Annotated in this window: 20 protein-coding genes, 3 tRNA genes and 1 pseudogene; 13 read left to right on the top strand and 11 right to left on the bottom strand. The window is 63.3% G+C overall.

Annotation, left to right across the window (positions count from 1 at the left end; genetic code table 11):
- The first annotated feature begins 11 nt into the window (after positions 1–11).
- Both AC3EML_RS14885 and AC3EML_RS14880 read left to right on the top strand, forming a co-directional pair.
- The gene (locus AC3EML_RS14885) at positions 12–434 is read left to right on the top strand and encodes a hypothetical protein (RefSeq protein WP_023684778.1); all 423 of its coding nucleotides are present in this window, start codon (positions 12–14) and stop codon (positions 432–434) included.
- A 237-nt stretch (positions 435–671) separates the two neighbouring features.
- On the top strand, positions 672–833 hold the full coding sequence (locus tag AC3EML_RS14880; protein ID WP_352521060.1) for an FCD domain-containing protein: 162 nt from the start codon (positions 672–674) through the stop codon (positions 831–833).
- Positions 834–1,157: 324 nt separating this feature from the next.
- Here AC3EML_RS14880 and AC3EML_RS14875 read toward each other — a convergent pair whose 3' ends face one another.
- Positions 1,158–2,090, bottom strand: coding sequence for a dimethylarginine dimethylaminohydrolase family protein (locus AC3EML_RS14875; protein ID WP_023693913.1), 933 nt, complete (start codon positions 2,088–2,090; stop codon positions 1,158–1,160).
- Between the two features lie 19 nt (positions 2,091–2,109).
- A complete protein-coding gene (locus AC3EML_RS14870) occupies positions 2,110–3,711 on the bottom strand; it encodes a zinc-binding metallopeptidase family protein (protein WP_352521061.1) in 1,602 nt (533 codons plus the stop codon).
- Positions 3,712–3,794: 83 nt separating this feature from the next.
- Here AC3EML_RS14870 and AC3EML_RS14865 point away from each other — a divergent pair, with 83 nt between their 5' ends.
- From AC3EML_RS14865 to AC3EML_RS14840, 6 genes are all read left to right on the top strand, one after another.
- Positions 3,795–4,691 carry a LysR substrate-binding domain-containing protein gene (locus AC3EML_RS14865; RefSeq protein WP_023705214.1) on the top strand — a complete coding sequence of 299 codons (897 nt, stop codon included), beginning with the start codon at positions 3,795–3,797 and terminating at the stop codon, positions 4,689–4,691.
- Between the two features lie 103 nt (positions 4,692–4,794).
- Entirely contained in the window at positions 4,795–5,886 is a 1,092-nt protein-coding gene (locus AC3EML_RS14860; RefSeq protein WP_023727814.1) for an ABC transporter ATP-binding protein, read from the top strand.
- Between the two features lie 83 nt (positions 5,887–5,969).
- Positions 5,970–7,085 (top strand): ABC transporter substrate-binding protein, encoded by a 1,116-nt coding sequence (locus AC3EML_RS14855; RefSeq protein ID WP_023727815.1) that lies wholly within the window; start codon positions 5,970–5,972, stop codon positions 7,083–7,085.
- Positions 7,086–7,106: 21 nt separating this feature from the next.
- Positions 7,107–7,940: an ABC transporter permease gene (locus tag AC3EML_RS14850; RefSeq protein ID WP_023670301.1), complete on the top strand. Its 834-nt coding sequence runs from the start codon at positions 7,107–7,109 to the stop codon at positions 7,938–7,940.
- Positions 7,940–8,746 (top strand): ABC transporter permease, encoded by an 807-nt coding sequence (locus AC3EML_RS14845; RefSeq protein ID WP_023695543.1) that lies wholly within the window; start codon positions 7,940–7,942, stop codon positions 8,744–8,746. Before AC3EML_RS14850 ends, AC3EML_RS14845 begins: the two co-directional genes overlap by 1 nt.
- A gap of 107 nt (positions 8,747–8,853) precedes the next feature.
- The gene (locus AC3EML_RS14840) at positions 8,854–9,468 is read left to right on the top strand and encodes a LysE family translocator (protein WP_245259945.1); all 615 of its coding nucleotides are present in this window, start codon (positions 8,854–8,856) and stop codon (positions 9,466–9,468) included.
- A 46-nt stretch (positions 9,469–9,514) separates the two neighbouring features.
- On the opposite strand, the gene AC3EML_RS14835 is transcribed toward AC3EML_RS14840, so the two are convergent.
- Together AC3EML_RS14835 and AC3EML_RS14830 are read right to left on the bottom strand one after the other, a co-directional pair.
- On the bottom strand, positions 9,515–10,405 hold the full coding sequence (locus AC3EML_RS14835) for an alpha/beta fold hydrolase (RefSeq protein ID WP_023727817.1): 891 nt from the start codon (positions 10,403–10,405) through the stop codon (positions 9,515–9,517).
- A complete protein-coding gene (locus tag AC3EML_RS14830; RefSeq protein WP_031198108.1) occupies positions 10,405–10,740 on the bottom strand; it encodes an antibiotic biosynthesis monooxygenase family protein in 336 nt (111 codons plus the stop codon). The genes AC3EML_RS14835 and AC3EML_RS14830 overlap by 1 nt, the downstream gene beginning before the upstream one ends.
- Positions 10,741–10,870: 130 nt before the next feature.
- On the opposite strand from AC3EML_RS14830, the gene AC3EML_RS14825 reads away from it, so the two are divergent.
- Positions 10,871–10,944: transfer RNA gene (locus AC3EML_RS14825), tRNA-Cys, on the top strand.
- Positions 10,945–10,964: 20 nt separating this feature from the next.
- Here AC3EML_RS14825 and AC3EML_RS14820 read toward each other — a convergent pair.
- Together AC3EML_RS14820 and AC3EML_RS14815 are read right to left on the bottom strand one after the other, a co-directional pair.
- Positions 10,965–11,041, bottom strand: a tRNA-Arg gene (locus tag AC3EML_RS14820).
- 60 nt (positions 11,042–11,101) lie between these two features.
- Positions 11,102–11,407, bottom strand: coding sequence for an ETC complex I subunit (locus AC3EML_RS14815; protein WP_023670294.1), 306 nt, complete (start codon positions 11,405–11,407; stop codon positions 11,102–11,104).
- A 173-nt stretch (positions 11,408–11,580) separates the two neighbouring features.
- Here AC3EML_RS14815 and AC3EML_RS14810 point away from each other — a divergent pair, with 173 nt between their 5' ends.
- The 4 genes from AC3EML_RS14810 (at position 11,581) to AC3EML_RS14795 (ending at position 14,001) form a co-directional block, all read left to right on the top strand.
- Positions 11,581–12,765 carry a flavin-containing monooxygenase gene (locus tag AC3EML_RS14810; RefSeq protein WP_352497184.1) on the top strand — a complete coding sequence of 395 codons (1,185 nt, stop codon included), beginning with the start codon at positions 11,581–11,583 and terminating at the stop codon, positions 12,763–12,765.
- A gap of 51 nt (positions 12,766–12,816) precedes the next feature.
- A tRNA-Pro gene (locus AC3EML_RS14805) sits at positions 12,817–12,893 on the top strand.
- 180 nt (positions 12,894–13,073) lie between these two features.
- Positions 13,074–13,385, top strand: coding sequence for a hypothetical protein (locus tag AC3EML_RS14800; protein WP_023670292.1), 312 nt, complete (start codon positions 13,074–13,076; stop codon positions 13,383–13,385).
- Positions 13,386–13,758: 373 nt separating this feature from the next.
- Complete coding sequence (locus tag AC3EML_RS14795; protein WP_352497183.1) at positions 13,759–14,001, top strand: hypothetical protein; 243 nt, start codon at positions 13,759–13,761, stop codon at positions 13,999–14,001.
- 307 nt (positions 14,002–14,308) lie between these two features.
- On the opposite strand, the gene AC3EML_RS14790 is transcribed toward AC3EML_RS14795, so the two are convergent.
- The 5 genes and pseudogenes from AC3EML_RS14790 to AC3EML_RS14770 all read right to left on the bottom strand — a co-directional run bounded on the left by AC3EML_RS14790 (position 14,309) and on the right by AC3EML_RS14770 (position 17,528).
- Positions 14,309–14,725, bottom strand: a complete 417-nt coding sequence (locus AC3EML_RS14790; RefSeq protein ID WP_023684763.1) for a type II toxin-antitoxin system VapC family toxin — start codon at positions 14,723–14,725, stop codon at positions 14,309–14,311.
- Entirely contained in the window at positions 14,722–14,976 is a 255-nt protein-coding gene (locus AC3EML_RS14785) for a FitA-like ribbon-helix-helix domain-containing protein (protein WP_023670289.1), read from the bottom strand. Before AC3EML_RS14785 ends, AC3EML_RS14790 begins: the two co-directional genes overlap by 4 nt.
- 123 nt (positions 14,977–15,099) lie before the next feature.
- Positions 15,100–15,804: a DnaA regulatory inactivator HdaA gene (gene hdaA, locus AC3EML_RS14780; RefSeq protein WP_023670288.1), complete on the bottom strand. Its 705-nt coding sequence runs from the start codon at positions 15,802–15,804 to the stop codon at positions 15,100–15,102.
- Positions 15,805–15,806: 2 nt separating this feature from the next.
- Positions 15,807–17,000, bottom strand: coding sequence for an AI-2E family transporter (locus AC3EML_RS14775; protein ID WP_023711891.1), 1,194 nt, complete (start codon positions 16,998–17,000; stop codon positions 15,807–15,809).
- A pseudogene (locus tag AC3EML_RS14770) lies at positions 16,972–17,528 on the bottom strand (CDP-alcohol phosphatidyltransferase family protein). Before AC3EML_RS14770 ends, AC3EML_RS14775 begins: the two are co-directional and overlap by 29 nt.
- Between the last annotated feature and the right edge of the window lie 184 nt (positions 17,529–17,712).

Below are 17,712 nucleotides of genomic sequence, written 5' to 3'. Positions count from 1 at the left end.
GGGAGGATGCAATGAAAACCATGAATCGCAGGTCTGCAATTGCCCTCGGTCTGACGACCGCCGCGGTAGCGCCTTTGTTCACCTTGGCGGCATCGGCAAAAATCAAGAAATACGGCCCGAAAGAGGGCAAGGAGATTGCGCCCGGTGTCAGGGTGGTGGAGGTCGGCACCGGCAATGCAGACATTCCCGCCTACAAGAGCATCGCAATTATCGACGTTGTGTTTCAGCCCGGAGCACATGCTCCTCAAACCGTGATGGACAACGACATGGTGTGCACCATTACCTCAGGTGCATTCACGATCAAGAAAGCGGACAAGGAATTCAAGCTCAAGACGGGTGATATGTACACCTGCTCCAAGGGCAAGACCGATGAAGCCACGAATACAAGCAAGGAGGTCGGCGTGCATCGCATCGCCGTATTGATACCCGCATAGCAGATGGAACTCCGGCCGGACCACGCCGTCGCGAGTCCGGCCGGCCAGACGAGGCGATCTCGTTCCGTCGTCAGCGCGGCCATCTCACGCCAGCCACTCCCTGATCGCCGGGCGGGCGGGAACCGCGCGCATGTGGTCTTCGCGCTATGGCTTTATTTGGGCATGATCTTTTGGGGAAGCTGGCTTGGTTTCAAAATCAACGGCTAGGTCGAATGGCTGATCAATCCGCGCATCCACGTGGCCAATACGGAGATCGAAAACCGCACGAGTTTTGCCGGCCACCAGGCGGTGTTCGAGGCGATCGAGCGCCGCGACCCGGAAGCGGCCGGCCAAGCGACGCGGGCGCATCTGGAAAACGCCCGGCGCAAGTTCAATTCAGGTTCGGGCAGATTGGACTAGCCCGGCAGACGCGGCAGCGCTCTGGCGCAAAGCAAAAAGCCCGCCGTTCAAAGCCGGCGGGCTCCCTTCAATCATACAGCGCGATCCGGTCGTCGATAACCAGGACGACCGAATTTCGGCCTCAGCGGCTGGTTGCGCTCAAGGGGCGGGCTTCGACGGGTTTGAAGCGACCAGCGATCCGAGTTTGCCGGCTTTGGCCAGACTCGGCTTTTCGTAAGTTTTCTTCACAGAATCCCTCCTCTGACGGCATCAATTTCCTCTGCCGGGCCTGTTTTGTCAAATCTGCCAGCAGTCCGTCACAGGTCCCGGCGGCAATTCGTGCCCTTACGCCGGCTCGCGCTTGAGCGCCTGCGCCATGCAGTGAATGCCGCCGCCGGTCTTGGAAATCTCGCTCATGTCGACGGCAGCAACCTCGAAGCCGCGCGCCTTGAGTTGGCCGATCAGCGACTGGCTCGAGGTCGGCGCGATCACCCTGTCCTTGCCGAGCGACATGAAGTTGCAGCCGAGCGCCATCGTGTCCTGGAAGGGCACGTCGATGATCTCGTGGCCCTTGCCCTTCAGCCAGTCGACGATGCCGGGCTCGGTGCAGGCGAGGCACACCGCGGTGAGCTTCTCGGCGATCGGCACCACCATCAGGTCGATATGGACGTAATATTCGTCGATGAAGGCGAGGCGCGTTTCCCAGCCTTCCTTTTCGAACCAGTCCTGCACCTGGCGGGCGCCCTCTTCCTGCGTCCGGGCGCCGCCGCAGCCGATCAGCACCACGCCCTCCTCGATGACGTTGAAGTCGCCGCCTTCGAAGGTGCCAGCCGTGACCATGTCGTAGATGGGGATGCCGAGCTTTTCATAGGTGCGGATGGCGGCATAGTTCTCGCCGCGCCGCCACCAATTGGCCATGGCGGTGATGAAGGCGCCGTAGGGCGTCATGACGCTGGAGTCTCTGGAATAGACCTGCATCGGCAGTTCCGGCGTCGGCTCGTGCCAGTGGATGTTGACGCCGAAATGCTCATAGGCGGCGACGAGGTCCTTGTGCTGCGCCTGGGCGATCTGGACGTTGCAGGGCGCTTCGCGCAAATGCTTGCGCGACAGCGAGCTGGTCGAGAGGTGGCGCAGGAAGTTTGGCGAGCCGAGCAACACGTCTGTCAGCACGTCGGTCTCGTTGGCAAAGCCCCATGATGTCAGCGGCTTGGTGCCGCCGGCGGGATTGCGGCGCTGCAGCGAGAACGGTTCGGCGACGATGCGGTCATGGACGGTCATAAGGTTCTCCTCGATTTGACTATGCAGCTTGATTGGATTGGCTGCTCGGAATCCACCAATCGCGTCCGCGCGCGGTGGTGACATATTCCGGCCAGCGGAAATTGATCGGCGGGTCATAGTCGCAAAGCGGCGCGATCCAGTTCGAGCCGCCGACGCCGCCGCCGGTGCGGGTGACGAATTCGTCCATGGCCGCATCGCGCGCGGACTTGTCCTCGAGCAGGCGGAGGGCTGCAAGCGCAACCGTCTTGGCGGCGCAAATGACCATCGGGTCGATGGTGGCCGAGATACCGCCCAGCGCGTTCATCGCCCAGGATGGATAGGCATGGCCATTCGCCGAGCGCAGCGCCGGGCGGGCGACATAGAAGCGTGCGGTCGGCGTGTGCCACGACATGTCGGTGTAGTCGTCGGAGGTCGAGTTGATCTGCGACGGAGGCAAATCGCGGCGCAGGATTGCCTCGGCCTCTCGCGGCGCAACCAGCCGCTCCATCTCGTCGATGAAAGGGTTGTCGGTCGCGGTGCCGCCGGCATTGACCTGGACCTCGCGACCGATCGCTTTCGCCGCCTCGTCCCAGTTCGGAGCGCCGACGGTGGACAGCGCCTCATAGGCAATCCCTGCCATGGCGTGATTGGCGAGGCCCGGCCGCGACTTCGACACCCAATGGCGCTCATAGCGACAACCGCTGATCGCCGCGGCCGCGGCCGCATTACGGTCGAGCACCGCGGTGACCTGCTCTGCCATGGCAATGGTCGGCACGCGGATCATGTACTGGATCTCGGCCAGCCCCGCCGGCAGATTGTCGGCGGTCGCCTGCCCGGCGGTGAGGATCGCCTCGCTGATCGACCAGCCGCCCTGGTGGGGTAGCATGGAATCGCGCAGCGCCTTGGAGGCCATGTACATCGTCATCAGTGCGTCGTTGGCGCCGGGCGCCCGCACCGCCGAATGCGCCTGCGGGATCGGCGCGCCATCGCTTGCGCGAACCCAGTTTTCGGGTTCGTCGCAGACAAAACGGTAGATCATCGCATAGGCGGCGCCGCAATGCGTGTCCCAGCGCGCCGTGTTGCAGAGCGGCAGCATATAGAAGGGATGGAACGAGATCATGCCGGCAAGGCCGTCATAGTAGCCCTTGGCCGCATGGATCGGCTTCGAGCCCCTGACCTTCTCGGCCGGCTCGCCGGTGAAGCGCAACGTCCCCTCGATGCCGTGGCGTTGCATTGCCGCCTTGGTGGCGAGAAGTCCGCCGAGGCCGGCAATGCCAAGCCCGGAATGCGGATCGGTGTGGCCGCCGGCCTCGCTGCCGAGGCCCGGCCGCGATCGCTTCACCGTTGCCGCGTCCTGGCAGTTGCCGGGCACCGCGTCGTATTCGCCGTACATGCCGATGGTCGGCCCCGGGCCATTCGTCCAGTGGGCACAAAAGGCGGTCGGCATGCCGGCCGACCCTTCCTCGACCGAAAAGCCCTCATGCTTCAGCCGCGCGACATACCAGGCCGCCGACTGGTATTCGCGCCAGGCTGTTTCGCCGAAATCGAAAATGGTGCGCGTCCACGCCGACAGCGACGGCTGGATGCTATCGAGACAGGCAAGCGCGGTGGCTTGCGCCAAGGTCGTCACCGGTTTCTCCATGCGGCCCAAGAAAGCAGTGAAGCGGCATTGCAAAAAGTGATATGTTTTTCCGGTTCATGCAAATTCGGTTCACCTGAGGCCTCTTGCGAATACCTTCCACACAGGCGCTGCGCGCCCTCGACAGTTTTGCCCGTCACGGCAGCGTCTGGCGCGCCGCCGACGAACTGCACCTCACCCGCAGCGCCGTCAGCCATCAGTTGCGGCTGCTCGAACGCGACCTCGGCTTCGACCTGCTGGAGCGCATCGGCAAGGGCGTGGCGCTGACACCGCGCGGCCAGCGCTATGCCGCCGATGTGAGAAAGGCGCTGACGGTGCTCGGCGATGCGGTGACGCGCCAGGCCGGCACGGGCGTCGGCGGTTCGTTCGCCGTTTCCTGCACGCCGGGCTTCGCCTCTCTGTTCCTGTGCACGCACATCGGCGAGTTCCGGCAGATGTATCCAGACGTGGCGCTGTCGATCCTGACGCCGCGGCGGCTGGACGATGTCAGCAATCCGGACGCCGATGCCTTCATTGCCTTCGGCGTCGGCAACTGGCCGAACCGCTCGGTGGAGTTGCTGTGCGAAATCTCGTTCACGCCACTTTGCAGCCCGACACTGCTCAACAAGGTCGGCGGCTTTTCAAAACCGGCCGACGTGCTGCGCGCCAATCTCCTGCATCTCGGCGACACCGAGGACTGGGCGCGCTGGCTGGCGCTGTCCAAGGTGGAAAACCCCGACACCGAAAGCGGTATCTTCTTCTCGGACATGAACCTCGTCTTCTCCGCGGCGATCGCCGGACAAGGCATCGCAATGGGCGACGAACTGACCAGCCGCCGCGCGCTCAGCGAAGGCCGTCTGGTGCGCCCCTTCGACATCGCGATCCCCTCGCCGCGCTCGTATTTCCTGGTGTCGGAACATGCCAAGGCCAGCCACCCGGTGCTGGAAGCATTCAATGGCTGGTTGAGGTCGAAGCTGTCGGAGAACCGGATCAGCCCGTACTAGCCTCCCATCCGTGAATTAAATTTGCCGATCAGGCGAAAACTATTCGGTTGCGGTGAGCCGGCGCACTGCCCTACGCTCAAGCCACGATCAAGGAAGAGGCAGGATGCAGCAACCCGGCCGGGCCGCAGAGATCAAGGCAATCGGGATCGGCAAGAGCTTCGGCTCGTTCCGGGCGCTGGACGACCTGACGCTCAATATCGGCCGCGGCGAGTTTTTGACGCTGCTCGGCCCCTCCGGCTCGGGCAAGACCACCTTTCTGATGATCCTGGCAGGCTTCGTGCAACCGACCGCCGGCAAGCTTTTCAGCGACGGTTTCGACATCACCGATCGGCCGGCAGAGCAGCGCGCCGCCGGCATGGTGTTCCAGGGTTATGCGCTGTTTCCGCATATGTCGGTCGAGGCCAACATCGCCTTCCCGCTCAAGGTACGCAAGAAATCGGCTTCCGAGATCAAGCGCCGCGTTGCCGAGATGATCGAGCGCGTCGGCCTCAAGGGCCATGAGACGAAACTGCCGGCGCAGCTTTCCGGCGGCCAGCAGCAGCGCGTGGCGTTGGCCCGCGCTTTGGTGTTCGAACCCGGCGTGCTGCTCCTCGACGAGCCGTTCTCGGCGCTCGACAAGAGCCTGCGCGGCCAGATGCAGGCCGAGATGAAGCGGCTGCATCAGGAGACCGGCACCACCTTCGTCTTCGTCACCCACGACCAGAGCGAGGCGCTGGCGCTGTCGTCGCGCGTCGCCATCTTCAACCACGGAAAATTGCTGCAGGTCGGAGCGCCGGACGAGGTCTACGACCGGCCGGACAACCGCTTCGTCGCCGAGTTCCTTGGCGAGATCAACATGCTGCCGTTGAAGGGGGTCAAGCCCGCCGACAATGGCTCGACGGGCCTCTGCGAGGACCGCGCGGTCAACATGCTCTGCAAGGCCGAGAAAGTCCGTGGCGATGCGATCCTGGCGATCCGGCCCGAGCATATGTCGATCGCGCGCGAAGCCGCCGCCGGCGAGAATGGCATCGCCGCCACCGCCATCGGCTCGACCTATCTGGGTGCGGCGACCAAACTCGATCTGACGACGCGCCAGGGCGCCAAGGTGACCGTCTCGGTGCCGAACGAGGTCGCCGCGGCTGCACTCAGCAAAGGCAATTCCGTCTGGCTGACCTGGCCGGCGGAAAAGGGTTTCCTCCTTCCGGACGGAGGATGACGACGAGAACGGCGAAGTCTTCCAGCAAAGAATCTGGAGCGCGCCATAACCACCGGAACCAACAACGAAAAAGGGGAACTAAAATGACAGACCAAAGCAAAAAACAAGCCATGGACGCGCTATCCGCCCGGGCTGTGCGCGGCGAGATTTCGCGCCGGCAATTCACCCAGCTTGCAGCCTTCGTGCTGGCCGGCACGCCGATGCTGCTGCGCTCGACCGGCGCGTTTGCGCAGGCCAAGGAACTGGTGCTGGTCAACTGGGGTGGCGATGCCCTCACCGCTTATGACGCCGCCTATGGCCAGGCCTTCACCAAGGAGACCGGCATCGCCGTCAAGATGGACGGTTCGGGCCCGACCGAAGGCGCGATTGCCGCACAGTTCAAGAGCGGCGCGCCGACCTGGGACCTTGTCGACGTCGACCCGTTCTCGGCCATCACGCTCGGCGCGCAGGGTGCGCTCGAGCCGATCGACTACGCCGTCGTCGACAAGAAGAAGATGCGCGAGGGGTTCGGCTGGGAATACGCGGCGTCGACCTATTTCTTCTCCTATGTCATCGCCTATGATTCCGAGAAATACGGCAAGGACGCGCCGACCGGCATGGCCGACTTCTTCGACGTGAAGAAGTTTCCGGGCAAGCGCTCGCTCTACAAATGGGGCGTGTCGAGTTGGGAAGCCGCACTTCTCGCAGACGGCATCGCGCCGACCTCGCTCTACCCGCTCGACCTGAAGCGCGCGCATGACAAGATCGCCGCCTTCAAGGAAAACGTCGTGGCTTACTGGGGCGGCGGCGCCGAGAGCCAGAGCGTGCTGCTCAACGGCGAAGCCTCGATGGCGATCGTGTGGTCGACCCGCGCCTCGCTGATCGAGCAGGACTCGGGCGGCAAGATCAAGTTCATCTGGGATCAGGGCCTGATTTCGCCCGGCGCGCTGGCCGTGCTCAAGGGCAACCCCGGCGGCAAGGACGCAGCGATGAAGTTCATCGCCAGCGCCCAGGATCCGGAGAAGCAACTGGTGATGTTCGACAAGCTCGGACAGGGTCCGGCCAATCCGGCCGCCGATGCGCTGATCCCCGCCGACAAGAAGCGCATCAACCCGGTCGATCCCGAAAACATGAAGAAGCAGATCGCGCTCGACATGGACTGGTACGCCAAGAATTACGGGGCAGCACTCGACGAATACACCAAGATCATCTCGGCCTGACCAGGCCGGGCACGAGCTTCGATGAGAGGCACCCTCTCCGACAGGATGGGCGCGGCGGTGCTGATGGCGCCGCTGCTGCTGTTCCTTGTGCTGGCCTACGCCTGGCCGTTCCTCGGCGTCGTCAAGTGGAGCGTCACCTTGCCGACACCGGGGCTCGGCCAGTATGGCGCGCTCGCCACCGATGCCCTGGTGCAGTCTGTGTTCATCCGCACGCTGCGCATCGCGCTGATCGTCACCGTGGTTTCCGTGGCGGCGGCATACGCCATCACCATGGTGTGGGTGCGCGGCAGCCCGGCACAGCGCATAATCGCTGAATTCTGCATTCTCGTCCCCTTCTGGATCTCGGTGCTGACCCGCGCCTTCGGCTGGGTGGCGCTTTTGTCCAACCGCGGCCTGATCAACACCTGGCTGCAATCGATCGGCTTCATCTCCGAGCCGCTGGCGCTGGTGCGCAACGAGTTCGGCGTCATCGTCGGTATGACGCATTTTTTGATCCCATTCGCGGTGTTCCCGCTGGCCTCCGCCATGCGCAGCCTCGACGAGCGCGTGCTGCTCGCGGCGCGCGGGCTCGGCTCCAGCCGCATGCGCACCTTCTGGACCGTGTTCGTGCCGATGACGCGCTCCGGCATCATCGGTTCGGCGATGATCGTGTTCGTCTTCTCGCTCGGCTTCTTCGTCACGCCGGCGATCCTCGGCGGCGGCCGCAGCGTGATGATCGCCGAGCTGATCTACCTCAGGATATTCCAAAGCCCCGACTGGGGACTGGGTGCGGCGATCAGCGTCGTGCTGGTGCTGTTCGTCGGCGCGCTCATGGCGCTGCTGTTCCGCTATGTCAGACCGAAGCAGCTGATCTGATGCCGACCTATCGCCCCGGTCCCGTCTCGCTGATCCTCGCCGTGCTGGTGGCGCTGTTCCTGCTGCTGCCGCTGCTGGCGGTCATCCCGGTGTCGCTGACGCCAAGCCGCATGCTGGCTATGCCGACGGGCGAACTGTCGCTGCGCCACTACCGCGCGCTGATCGAGGATCCGCGCTGGCTCGACGCCATCCTGCTGTCGGTCCGCATCGGCATCGTCAGCAGCGTCATCTCGACCGTGCTGGCGCTGTGCTTCAGCCTTGGCGTCTGGATGTTCCAGCCGCGCTTCACGGCCACCCTTGTCGGCTTCGTGCTGTTGCCGATGGTGGTGCCGCCGGTGGTCTCGGCGATCACGCTCTACTTCCTGCTGACGTCGATCTCGGGCATGAGCTCGTTCTTCGGCTACGACACCTGGCTCGGCGTCGCCATGGCGCATTCGGTGATGACGGTGCCTTTCGCCACGGTGCTGATCCTGGTCTCGCTCAGCCAGCTCGACCGCCGCATCGACCTTGCCGCGCGCGGCCTTGGCGCCGGCGTGTGGGAACGCGCCACGCGCATCATCATGCCCAACATCAAGTTCGGCATCGTCACCGCCGCGCTGCTGTCCTTCGTGCTGTCCTGGGAAGAGATCGGCGTCACCCTGTTCATCACCTCGGTCAACGCCATCACGCTGCCGCGGCTGATGTGGATGGGCCTGCGCGACAACATCGACCCGGCGATCGCCGCGCTCTCGGTGATCCTGATCATCATCACTGTGCTGGTGCTGGCGGTGAGGACTGTGGTGGTGAAGATGCGCGGCGGGCACTGAGCCAAGGTGGCCAACAACAATCGGCGATAGCCAAGCCGCTGTGTGAAGGGCGTTACGGACGGTGAGCGCCGGGTACATTACGCGGCGTCATGGGAAACCTGCCGCTGGTGACATTTGCCTTCGTGTCGGTGCTCGGAATGGCGGTTCCGGGACCGGACGTCGTGCTAGCCATCACCAACGGCTCCCGCTACGGTTTTCGACGCGCGTTTCTCGGCATGGCCGGCGTCGTACTGTCTGATTTCGTTCTTATCAGCATCGTCGCGCTGGGCTTCGGCGCTCTTCTGCTGGCTTCGGAATTCTATCTCTCGGCTCTCAGGATGTTCGGCGCGGGCTATCTGCTTTTCGTCGCCATCGGTACCCTGCGCGCCGCATCCCGACCTTCGTTCAACCCTAACCTTCCCGAAACACGCCATTCAGCCAAGGCACTCATTGGGCGCTGCTTCCTGGTGGCGGTCACAAATCCGGCGGCCTGGCTGCTTTTCCCCGCGATCCTGCCGCATTTTGTCCGCGTGGATGAGCCGATCGCGATCCAGTATGGCATCCTGGCCATTATCGCCGCGCTTGCCGATGTGTTTGTGCTGACGTTTTACGCAGCCCTTGGCGCGCGGGCTGCAAGGCTTCTGGCTGGGCCAAACGCCGTGTGGATCGACCGGTTTTACGGTATCGCCCTGCTTGGTCTTTCGAGCACTTTGATCCTGCAATCCCTCGGCCATCTGAGATAGTCGACACAGGAACACACAGGCCCGGATTTTAGCAATCGGCCCGCAGTCAGCTTGCGAAGAATCTCGACAGCCTTGCAGCCGTGTCTTCGGGGTGCTCTTCCGGGAAGAAATGCCCACCCTTGACCGAGCCGCCTCCGACGTTATCAGCCCATTGCCGCCAGATCGCCAACGGGCCGCCCTCCTCCGCATACCAGTTCTCCAACCCGCCCTCGCCGCTCCAGAGCGCAAGCAGCGGGCATCTGATGCGACAGCCATTAGCCTGGTCCTGCGCGTCGTGCTCGCGGTCGATGCCTGCGGCGGCGCGATATTCCTCGCAGATGGCGTGGGCATGGGCGGGATCACGCAGCGCCTCGATATAGGCGGCCCTGACCTCAGCGGGAAAAGCATCTGGAGCCGAGCCCCAGCCGGCGATCGCATTGTCGACAACTGCGTCGGGTGCTGCGGACAACAGGCGCTCAGGCAGCGGTTCCGGCTGGGCGAGCAGGCTCCACGGCCAGAAGGCCAGCGCCAACCTGGCATCGGCCCGATCCCAGGCGGAGGCCGTGGGGACGATGTCGAGAACGGCGACTTTCGACACGGTTTCGGGATGGTCGAGCGCCAGCCGGTAGGCGACGCGACCGCCACGGTCGTGGCCGGCAACCATGAAACGGTCGAAACCGAGAACGTCCATAACCTGCACCATGTCGCGCGCCATCGCTCGTTTGGAATAGGCGGCATGATTGGCTCCGGAAGCCGGACAGGCGCTTTGTCCGTAGCCTCTCAGATCGGCGGCAACCACGCTGAAGTGCGGCGCCAATGCCACGGCGATGTCCCGCCACATAACATGCGTTTCGGGAAAGCCATGCAGGAGCAGCAGCGGCGGCCCTGAGCCACCGGCCCTGACGAAGATCGATGTCTCCTCCATTTGAACGGTCCTGGCGTCAAAGCCCGCAAACATCAGCTGCCGCCAACCATTCCGTGGCTGGAACGGATTCGCAGCACCTGGACACCCTTCGGCAATTCGATCAGGAACTCCTTGTCGCGGTCGAGATGGTGGATGCTTTGCGGATCGCCGCCGGTAAAGGCGGCCATCGCCTCGACGCTCTCCCAATAGGAGATGGTGATGAATTCCGAATGCGTCGGCGTGTCCTCGCGAAAAGTCTGCACGCCCAGCGCTTTCTCGATCAGCGGCTTGATACCGACCTCGTAGTTGTAGCGCTCATAGGCGTCGGCCTTGTCGGGCAAGGTCCTGCCGCGCCAGATGCGCGCAATGGTCGGGGTTGTCGGTGCCATCAGCAACAAACGCCTGAACGCGAGCCGCGTTCCGAACATCTCGACTGGTGGCAGCCGGATCGCGGTCCGAACCTGCGAGCAGAGGCCGGCCAAGTTGACTAGCTGTCGCGGTCAATGCACAAGGAGCCATGGTCTGAGGGCGGGACGGTGACGCATCGGTCTGCAAAACCGACGTAGTGGGTTCAATTCCCACTCAGGCCTCCACACTATCTCTTTGAAGTTGTTGGCGATCCCGACAGGATTCGAACCTGTGACCATCGGCTTAGAAGGCCGGTGCTCTATCCAGCTGAGCTACGGGACCGCTGGCCGGCATTTGATATCTTGGCCGGCTGGTGTCTATGTGCCAGGCGCTGACCGCCGGTCAATGCGTCCAGGGTATCCTGCGGTCATAGCGGAAATTTTCCGCGTAGGAAATCTGCCGGCGCTTGGTCTCTTTCGGCTCCTCGACACGGAAGGCCAGCCCCTGCTTTTCGGCATAGGCCACCGCTTCTTCCCTGGTGTCGAAGGTCAGCCTGATCTGGCTCAGCATGTCGCCCGATGTGGTGTAGCCCATCAGCGGGTCGATCTTCTTGCGTTGGGCGGGATCGAATTCCAGCACCCAATGGCCGGTCTTGGCCTTGCCGGACTGCATCGCGGTTTTGGCTGGGCTGAAAATACGCGCGGACATGGGCACCTCGTAGCTGCGTTGGCGGTAGCGCCGCCTTATTTCAGTCAATACTGTGCAACACTGCCGACGGCAAGGCCGAAGCGGCCTGCAACCAGGCCGCTTCGGCAGCGGCATCGACTGGATACACTGGCGTAGCATCAAAAGTCATGGTCATGATGGCGACACAAAGAGGCATGGACGCAGGGATTTTGCACGCCGAGGCCGGCAGCCAAGCGATTTTCGACGGCGCGATCGTGATCGGCGCCGGGGCAGCCGGCTTGACCGCAGCCCATGCGCTGCTCAAGACCGGCGTGCCTGTGATGGTGTTGGAAAAGGAAGCCCGGCTGGCCGAGCCATGGCACGGCCGGCACGAGCGACTGCATCTCAACACGCATCGCGACCTTTCGGCGCTGCCGGGCGTTTCCTTTCCTGCCGGCACCCCTGCCTTTCCGCACCGAAACACCATCATCGGCCATTTGAACGAATTCCACGCCATGCACCGGCTGCCGGTCGAGTTCGGCATCGCGGTCGAGGAGATAGGCTTCGAGGGCGACCACTGGCTTGTGCGGACCAGTGCCGGGCCGCGGCTGGCGCGCCATGTCGTCATCGCCACCGGGCGCGACCGGCAGCCCTTCATTCCGGCCTGGAAAGGCATGAAGGCCTTTGCCGGACACATCATCCATTCGGCCGCATTCGGCGACGCCAAGGCCTATGCGGGCAAGAAAGTGCTGGTCGTCGGCGCCGGCAATTCCGGCTTCGACGTGCTCAATCACCTGGCGGCGGCCGGCACGGGACAGATCTGGCTGTCGGCGCGCAACGGTCCGGCACTGCTGCCCAAGCGCCTCGGCCAGATCGCCGTCCACCGGTTTTCGCCGATCCTGGCGCGGCTGCCGTTCAAGCTCGCCGATGCGGTGATGGCGGCGACGCAGCGATGGGCCTTCGGCGACCTCACGGCCTACGGCCTGCCGCCGACGCCTTCGGGCGGCGCAAGCCGGCTGGCGTCGGATTATACCGCCATCGCCACCGATGACGGCGCCGTCGATGCCATCAAGGACCGCAGGATCATCGTGCTGCCAACCGTGCGGGAATTTACCGGCGACACGGTCGTTTTCGACGATGGCGCGACGATCCAGCCCGATATCGTCATCGCCGCGACCGGCTACCGCACCGGGCTCGAGGCCATGCTGGGCAAGCTCGGCGTGCTCGACGAAAAGGGCGTGCCGCTGTTCAACGGCGCCGACAGCGACCCGCGACTGCCGGGCCTGTGGTTCACCGGCATGCGGCCAAGCATCCGCGGCTGCTTCGCCAATGCCCGCATCCAGGCCAAAGCGATCGCAGCCAGGATTGCACGGGAGCGCAGACCGCCAAGCCCCGTTTGACGATTTAGGGGTTGCGCGACAGGGTTCGGAACCGTATACGCCGCAGGGCCTCGGAGTGTAGCGCAGCCTGGTAGCGCATCTGGTTTGGGACCAGAGGGTCGGGAGTTCGAATCTCTCCACTCCGACCATTTCTTCCCACAAAGCCCATCCTTGCCCAGGTCACCCCCAAGGTCGCCAATGGCTGCCTCGCCGGTTGCGCCTGGCGGCACACATTGCCCAGCAGCAGCCGCTCGCCGATCGACCTACAATTTGTATTGGAACGGCAGTTCGCTCCGAGAGTTGTGTATGTTCAATGCAAGGAGCCAACAATGAAAACCCTTCTCGTCGCCTCGATGATCGCGTTCGCCGGAACGGCGGCTTTGATCGCACCGGCGCAAGCCGCCAGTCTGACTATCCAGTCCGATGACGACGATCAATATTCGTCCGACGATGGCGATATACAGATTCTTCGCCATCACCAGCGCCACAAAGACTATAGCGACGACTATGGCGACGACTACAGCGACAACCAGGATGGCCAATGGCGGCGCCACCATCGCCATCACCGCTGCCATATCGAACTGGTCAGGCACTGGCGCCATCACCACAGGGTCGTCGAAGAGGTCAGGGTCTGCGGCTGATCCGATCGCTTTAGACCTGCTACGGCCGAGTTTGGCGACCGGAGCACCAATCTGACCTAAAGCGCGTCTCATTTGAACGGACTCACGCGACGCGCTTGAGGTCTTGTTGATGCATGTGGTTCTCTCAAAACCGGGGCCACTTGAGCGACATGCATCAGGCGCCCGTATCATCGAACAGCATCCCTTCGGCGGGTTTGGCTGAAAATCCGACGCAGGGATAATCCCCTCGCTTCCACCTCTATCGCCGGTCTAAAAGCGCGTCGCGCTGAAACGTATCCAGGTGATGCATGTCGTTCTCTCAACCGGGACCACTTTGAGCGACATGCATTAGACTTCGGGCAAAGGGGAGATTCTGGATGCTTGGTCTCGAGGCATGGCTTTCGCTGATTGGCCTGCGTACTTCGCTTACATCGGCATCACGGTTCCGTTCGTCGTCGTCTGGGCCATTATCTGTGCGGCCCTGTGGATCTGGAACAACCGGCCGAGCAAGAGGCAAGGCCCTCCCCGCTCGTGGCCCGCCAGCGTGCTGTTCTTTGTCGTCGTCGCCGCGTGCTACGTGGCAGCGCATACGGTGGTCTATCTGCTGGTCCGGTATCTGGCGGCGTTGTGGCTATAGGGCACCCTCCCGGACACTCCGGTGACTGCTCTACGAAGGTAAGCTCGCCGGGCGAGAACCCCAATCATCACTCCCGGCGAGCCTACAACCCGATCAGGAACGCGACCAGGACCGGGGTCAGCCGGCAAGTTCCCAGGTGCAAGACGGATGCCAAATAATGTTTCCCGAAATGGGACAGCGGCCCTCATGCGGCGGTGGGCACGGAGAGATCGAGTGTATTCATTCGAACACGCTGTCGTCGCTGAAGAGGAAATCCTGCCGAAACGCATGTTCGCAGCTCGCGCTCTGGTCGGGCTGCCGTACCTGGTTACGGCTGCCAAGGATCGATGACAGGCACGCCGGCCGCATGGAATGGCGCCGTGTCACGCGAGGCGACATGAAAGCCGTTTGCGGAGGCGATTGCCGCGATGTAGCCGTCGGGCACAGGAAACCCCTTGCCGGCTGCCCTCGCCTTCACTGCAAGTCGGGCATAGTGCCGGGCCGCCTCGGTATCGAAAGGCAGGATGCGGCGCTCAAACACGGCGCACACACCGGCGAAGGTTTCAGCGAGCGCAGCCTTGCGACGACCCGCCGGCATGGCCTCGATGCCGAACAGCACTTCGGCGAGCGTCACACTGGAGAGGTAAAGCGTTTCCTCGGCCTGGTCATCAAGCCAGGCCAACACAGCTTGATGCGGTTCGGGCTTCATGGCCTCCGAAACGACATTGGTATCGAGGAGGATCATTCGAACCCCAGCGGTTCGGCCGGCGCCTTGTCGCGAGCCTGCTCCAGGACCTCCACGTCTTCATTGGTCAGCCCGGCGCGTCGGGCAATGTCTGCCAGAACGGAGCCGAGTTTCACACGGCCGTCCGGCCGCACCGCGTTTTCCAGAATGTCGCGTATCTCGGCCTCGGTGCTGCGACCGTGCAAGGCCGCCCGTACACGCAGAGCTCGGTGGGTCGCTTCCGGAAGATTTCGGACGGTCACTGCAGGCATTGATATCGCTCCGATGTCATTGATTGAAAGTATCATATTATTTCAGGTGATGTCACCATGCATGTTTTGAAAACGTCGCACGGGCGGGATCGACAATCGCCGTCCAGGGAATTGCAGCAGGATCTAAACCTCGAACTCGCCCTGCCCTTCGTCCATTGCGCTGACGGTTTCGGCGGCGAGCGCCCTGGTGATCGGCGTCTTGCGCTCGAGCGCGGTGCGGTCGAGGCGTTCGACCACGCGCATGGCGGTGGCCAGTGAGCGCTCGATGCGGCGCACCAGATATTGCACGACATGCGGCTCGACCTCGACCTGGCGGTCGGCGAAGAGTTTGGTGATGACACCAGCCAGAAGCAAATCGTCCGGCTCATGGATCTCGACCGTTGCCGCCGCCTTCAGCCGCGAGGCGAGATCGGGCAACGTCACCCTCCAGGCGGCGGGGAAGCGCCGCGCCGTCAACAGCAAGGTGGCCCCGGCGCCGCGCACTTCATTGATGAGATGGAACAGGCCCGCCTCGTCGATGGCTGTCTTGTCGACATCGTCGATCAGCGCCGGCCTGCCGCCAAGCCCGGTGATGGCATTGCCGATGCGCTGGGTATCGACCGCCACAGCGTTGGCCCGCGCTTGCCAGATCGAACCCAGATGTGTCTTGCCGGAACCGGCCGGGCCGGCGAGCACGATTACCGGCGACGGCCAGTCCGGCCAGCGGTCGACAAGGGCTGCCGCCTCGCGGTTGGTGGCCGACACCACCAGTTCGTCGCGCGAGTAGCCGGTGCCGTGGCCAAGGTCGAGCGGCAGCTGGCGCGGCGGTTCGGTCTTATGATCCGTCACGTTCAGCCGCGCGGCGACCGGTGGCCCCCGCCGCGAGCGGCGGGCAGCGGCGGGACGGGCTCGGTGGAGTGTCCCTTGTAGAGAGGCGATTCGAGATAGCGGGCAATGGCAAACCGCACCAGCACGGCAACCGCCGCCGAAGCAGGAACGGCGATCAAAAGGCCGACGAAGCCGAACAGGGCGCCGAAAGCGAACAGCGCAAACATCAGCCAGACCGGGTGTAGGCCGACGCTTTTTCCGACCAGCCTCGGCTGGAGGATGTTGCCCTCGATGAACTGGCCGATGAAGAAGACCACCGCGACAGCAACGATCATGGTCCAGTCCGGCCAGAACTGGACGAAGGCGACCCCGACGGCCAGCACCAGCCCGGTCAGCGAGCCGACATAGGGAATGAAGGAGATCAGCCCGGCGAAGAGGCCGATCAGGATGGCGAAATTCAGCCCGGTCAGCGTCAGGCCAGTGGCATACATGCCACCGAGCACCAGGCACAGCGTGCCCTGGCCGCGCACGAAGCCGGCGGTCGCGGTGTTGATGTCCCTGGAGATCGCCCTGACCGTCCCGACATAATCGCGCGGCACCCAGCTGTCGACGACCGCCACCATGCGATCCCAGTCGAGCAGCATGTAGAAAGCGACAACCGGAGTGACCACGAACAGGCTGACCACCGACACCAGAGCAACGCCAGAACTCCAGATCGAGGTGAAGACGGTGCTCAGCAGGCCGAAACCGGAAGTGAGCAGCGAATTCAGCCCGTCGCGCAGGCCATTGGCATTGACGCCGAATTTCTGCTCCAGCCATTTGGGATCGAAGCTGGTGATCAGCGACTGCAGCCGGGTCAGATATTCCGGCAGCTTGCTGGCGAAATCGGCCATCTGCGTGGCCAGAACCGGAACCAGGATGACGAAGGCCAGCACCAAAAGAACGATGAAGGCGATCAGGATGACCACCGTCGCCATCAGCCGGGAGAGGCCGAGGCGCTGCAGCCGGTCGGCGACCGGGTCGAGGAAATAGGCCAGCACCATGCCGGCAACGAACGGCAACAGGATGCTGGAAAAAATGTAGAGGAACAGCGCCAGGAAGATTGCCGTGCCCAGCCAGAAGAAAATCTGGCGGCGAAACGCCAGGGACGCAGCCGCGTCTGCTAACGCGGCAGTCGCGGCATTCTTGTCAACTACCCGGGGTGGAGCCTTCGCCATAGCCGCTCATATGCCTCAGCCAAGCCACGAGATAGGCCGCGGCCGAAGCCACGGTCAAGACCCCGGACAGCAATATGAGCGCAGGCCTGAGCGGGTCGAGGTGGAGGCCAAGGGCAAGTTCGCCCAGCACCACGGCGCCAGCACGATCTGGGCGGCGGTGTTGGCCTTCGACACATAGAGCGGCTTCATCTCGACCGGATGCGCCATGACCGTGGACAAGAGCACGGCGCAGATGATCAGCGCATCGCGTGACACCATGGTCACCACCAGCCACAGCGGCAATTGCCCGATGAAGCCCATGACCACGAACACCGAGACCAGAAGCACCTTATCGGCCATCGGATCGAGATAGGCGCCTAGTCTCGATTGCTGGTTGAAGCGGCGGGCGATGAAGCCGTCGACGCCATCGGAAATTCCGGCAACGAGAAATCCAGCAAAGGCCCAGTCCCAGCGCATGTTCAGCATCGCCAGCACCACCGCCGGCACCAGCACGAAGCGCAGGATGGTGATGAGGTTGGGAATGGTCAAAGGCATGTCCCGCCATGCTTGTTCTGCAGATCGATGATGGAGTTGGATTGTGGGTGCAAGGACCAGCGGTGAAGGGGCGACTGTCCACGTATTTATCTTGGGCAAAAGCCCGGTATCCTGTCGTCATCCTTGCCCCCCGAAACCATTCATGCGAAGAGCCGCCGAGGGAAACAGGGATGCGCCG

The organism is Mesorhizobium sp. P170090, from assembly GCF_057786115.1.
Note: the sequence above shows the minus strand (reverse complement) of the source record. Positions and strands in the feature narration are given on the sequence as shown.

Excerpts from the sequence above, each read along its gene's own strand:
- AC3EML_RS14775 (WP_023711891.1), bottom strand. The coding sequence starts at position 17,000 with ATGGCGAAGGCTCCACCCCGGGTAGTTGACAAGAATGCCGCGACTGCC.
- AC3EML_RS14800 (WP_023670292.1), top strand. The coding sequence starts at position 13,074 with ATGAAAACCCTTCTCGTCGCCTCGATGATCGCGTTCGCCGGAACGGCG.
- AC3EML_RS14830 (WP_031198108.1), bottom strand. The coding sequence starts at position 10,740 with ATGGCACCGACAACCCCGACCATTGCGCGCATCTGGCGCGGCAGGACC.
- AC3EML_RS14785 (WP_023670289.1), bottom strand. The coding sequence starts at position 14,976 with ATGCCTGCAGTGACCGTCCGAAATCTTCCGGAAGCGACCCACCGAGCT.
- AC3EML_RS14850 (WP_023670301.1), top strand. The coding sequence starts at position 7,107 with ATGAGAGGCACCCTCTCCGACAGGATGGGCGCGGCGGTGCTGATGGCG.
- AC3EML_RS14860 (WP_023727814.1), top strand. The coding sequence starts at position 4,795 with ATGCAGCAACCCGGCCGGGCCGCAGAGATCAAGGCAATCGGGATCGGC.
- AC3EML_RS14835 (WP_023727817.1), bottom strand. The coding sequence starts at position 10,405 with ATGTTTGCGGGCTTTGACGCCAGGACCGTTCAAATGGAGGAGACATCG.
- AC3EML_RS14875 (WP_023693913.1), bottom strand. The coding sequence starts at position 2,090 with ATGACCGTCCATGACCGCATCGTCGCCGAACCGTTCTCGCTGCAGCGC.
- AC3EML_RS14815 (WP_023670294.1), bottom strand. The coding sequence starts at position 11,407 with ATGTCCGCGCGTATTTTCAGCCCAGCCAAAACCGCGATGCAGTCCGGC.
- AC3EML_RS14885 (WP_023684778.1), top strand. The coding sequence starts at position 12 with ATGAAAACCATGAATCGCAGGTCTGCAATTGCCCTCGGTCTGACGACC.
- AC3EML_RS14795 (WP_352497183.1), top strand. The coding sequence starts at position 13,759 with ATGGCTTTCGCTGATTGGCCTGCGTACTTCGCTTACATCGGCATCACG.
- AC3EML_RS14845 (WP_023695543.1), top strand. The coding sequence starts at position 7,940 with ATGCCGACCTATCGCCCCGGTCCCGTCTCGCTGATCCTCGCCGTGCTG.
- AC3EML_RS14810 (WP_352497184.1), top strand. The coding sequence starts at position 11,581 with ATGGACGCAGGGATTTTGCACGCCGAGGCCGGCAGCCAAGCGATTTTC.
- AC3EML_RS14790 (WP_023684763.1), bottom strand. The coding sequence starts at position 14,725 with ATGATCCTCCTCGATACCAATGTCGTTTCGGAGGCCATGAAGCCCGAA.
- AC3EML_RS14855 (WP_023727815.1), top strand. The coding sequence starts at position 5,970 with ATGACAGACCAAAGCAAAAAACAAGCCATGGACGCGCTATCCGCCCGG.
- AC3EML_RS14870 (WP_352521061.1), bottom strand. The coding sequence starts at position 3,711 with ATGGAGAAACCGGTGACGACCTTGGCGCAAGCCACCGCGCTTGCCTGT.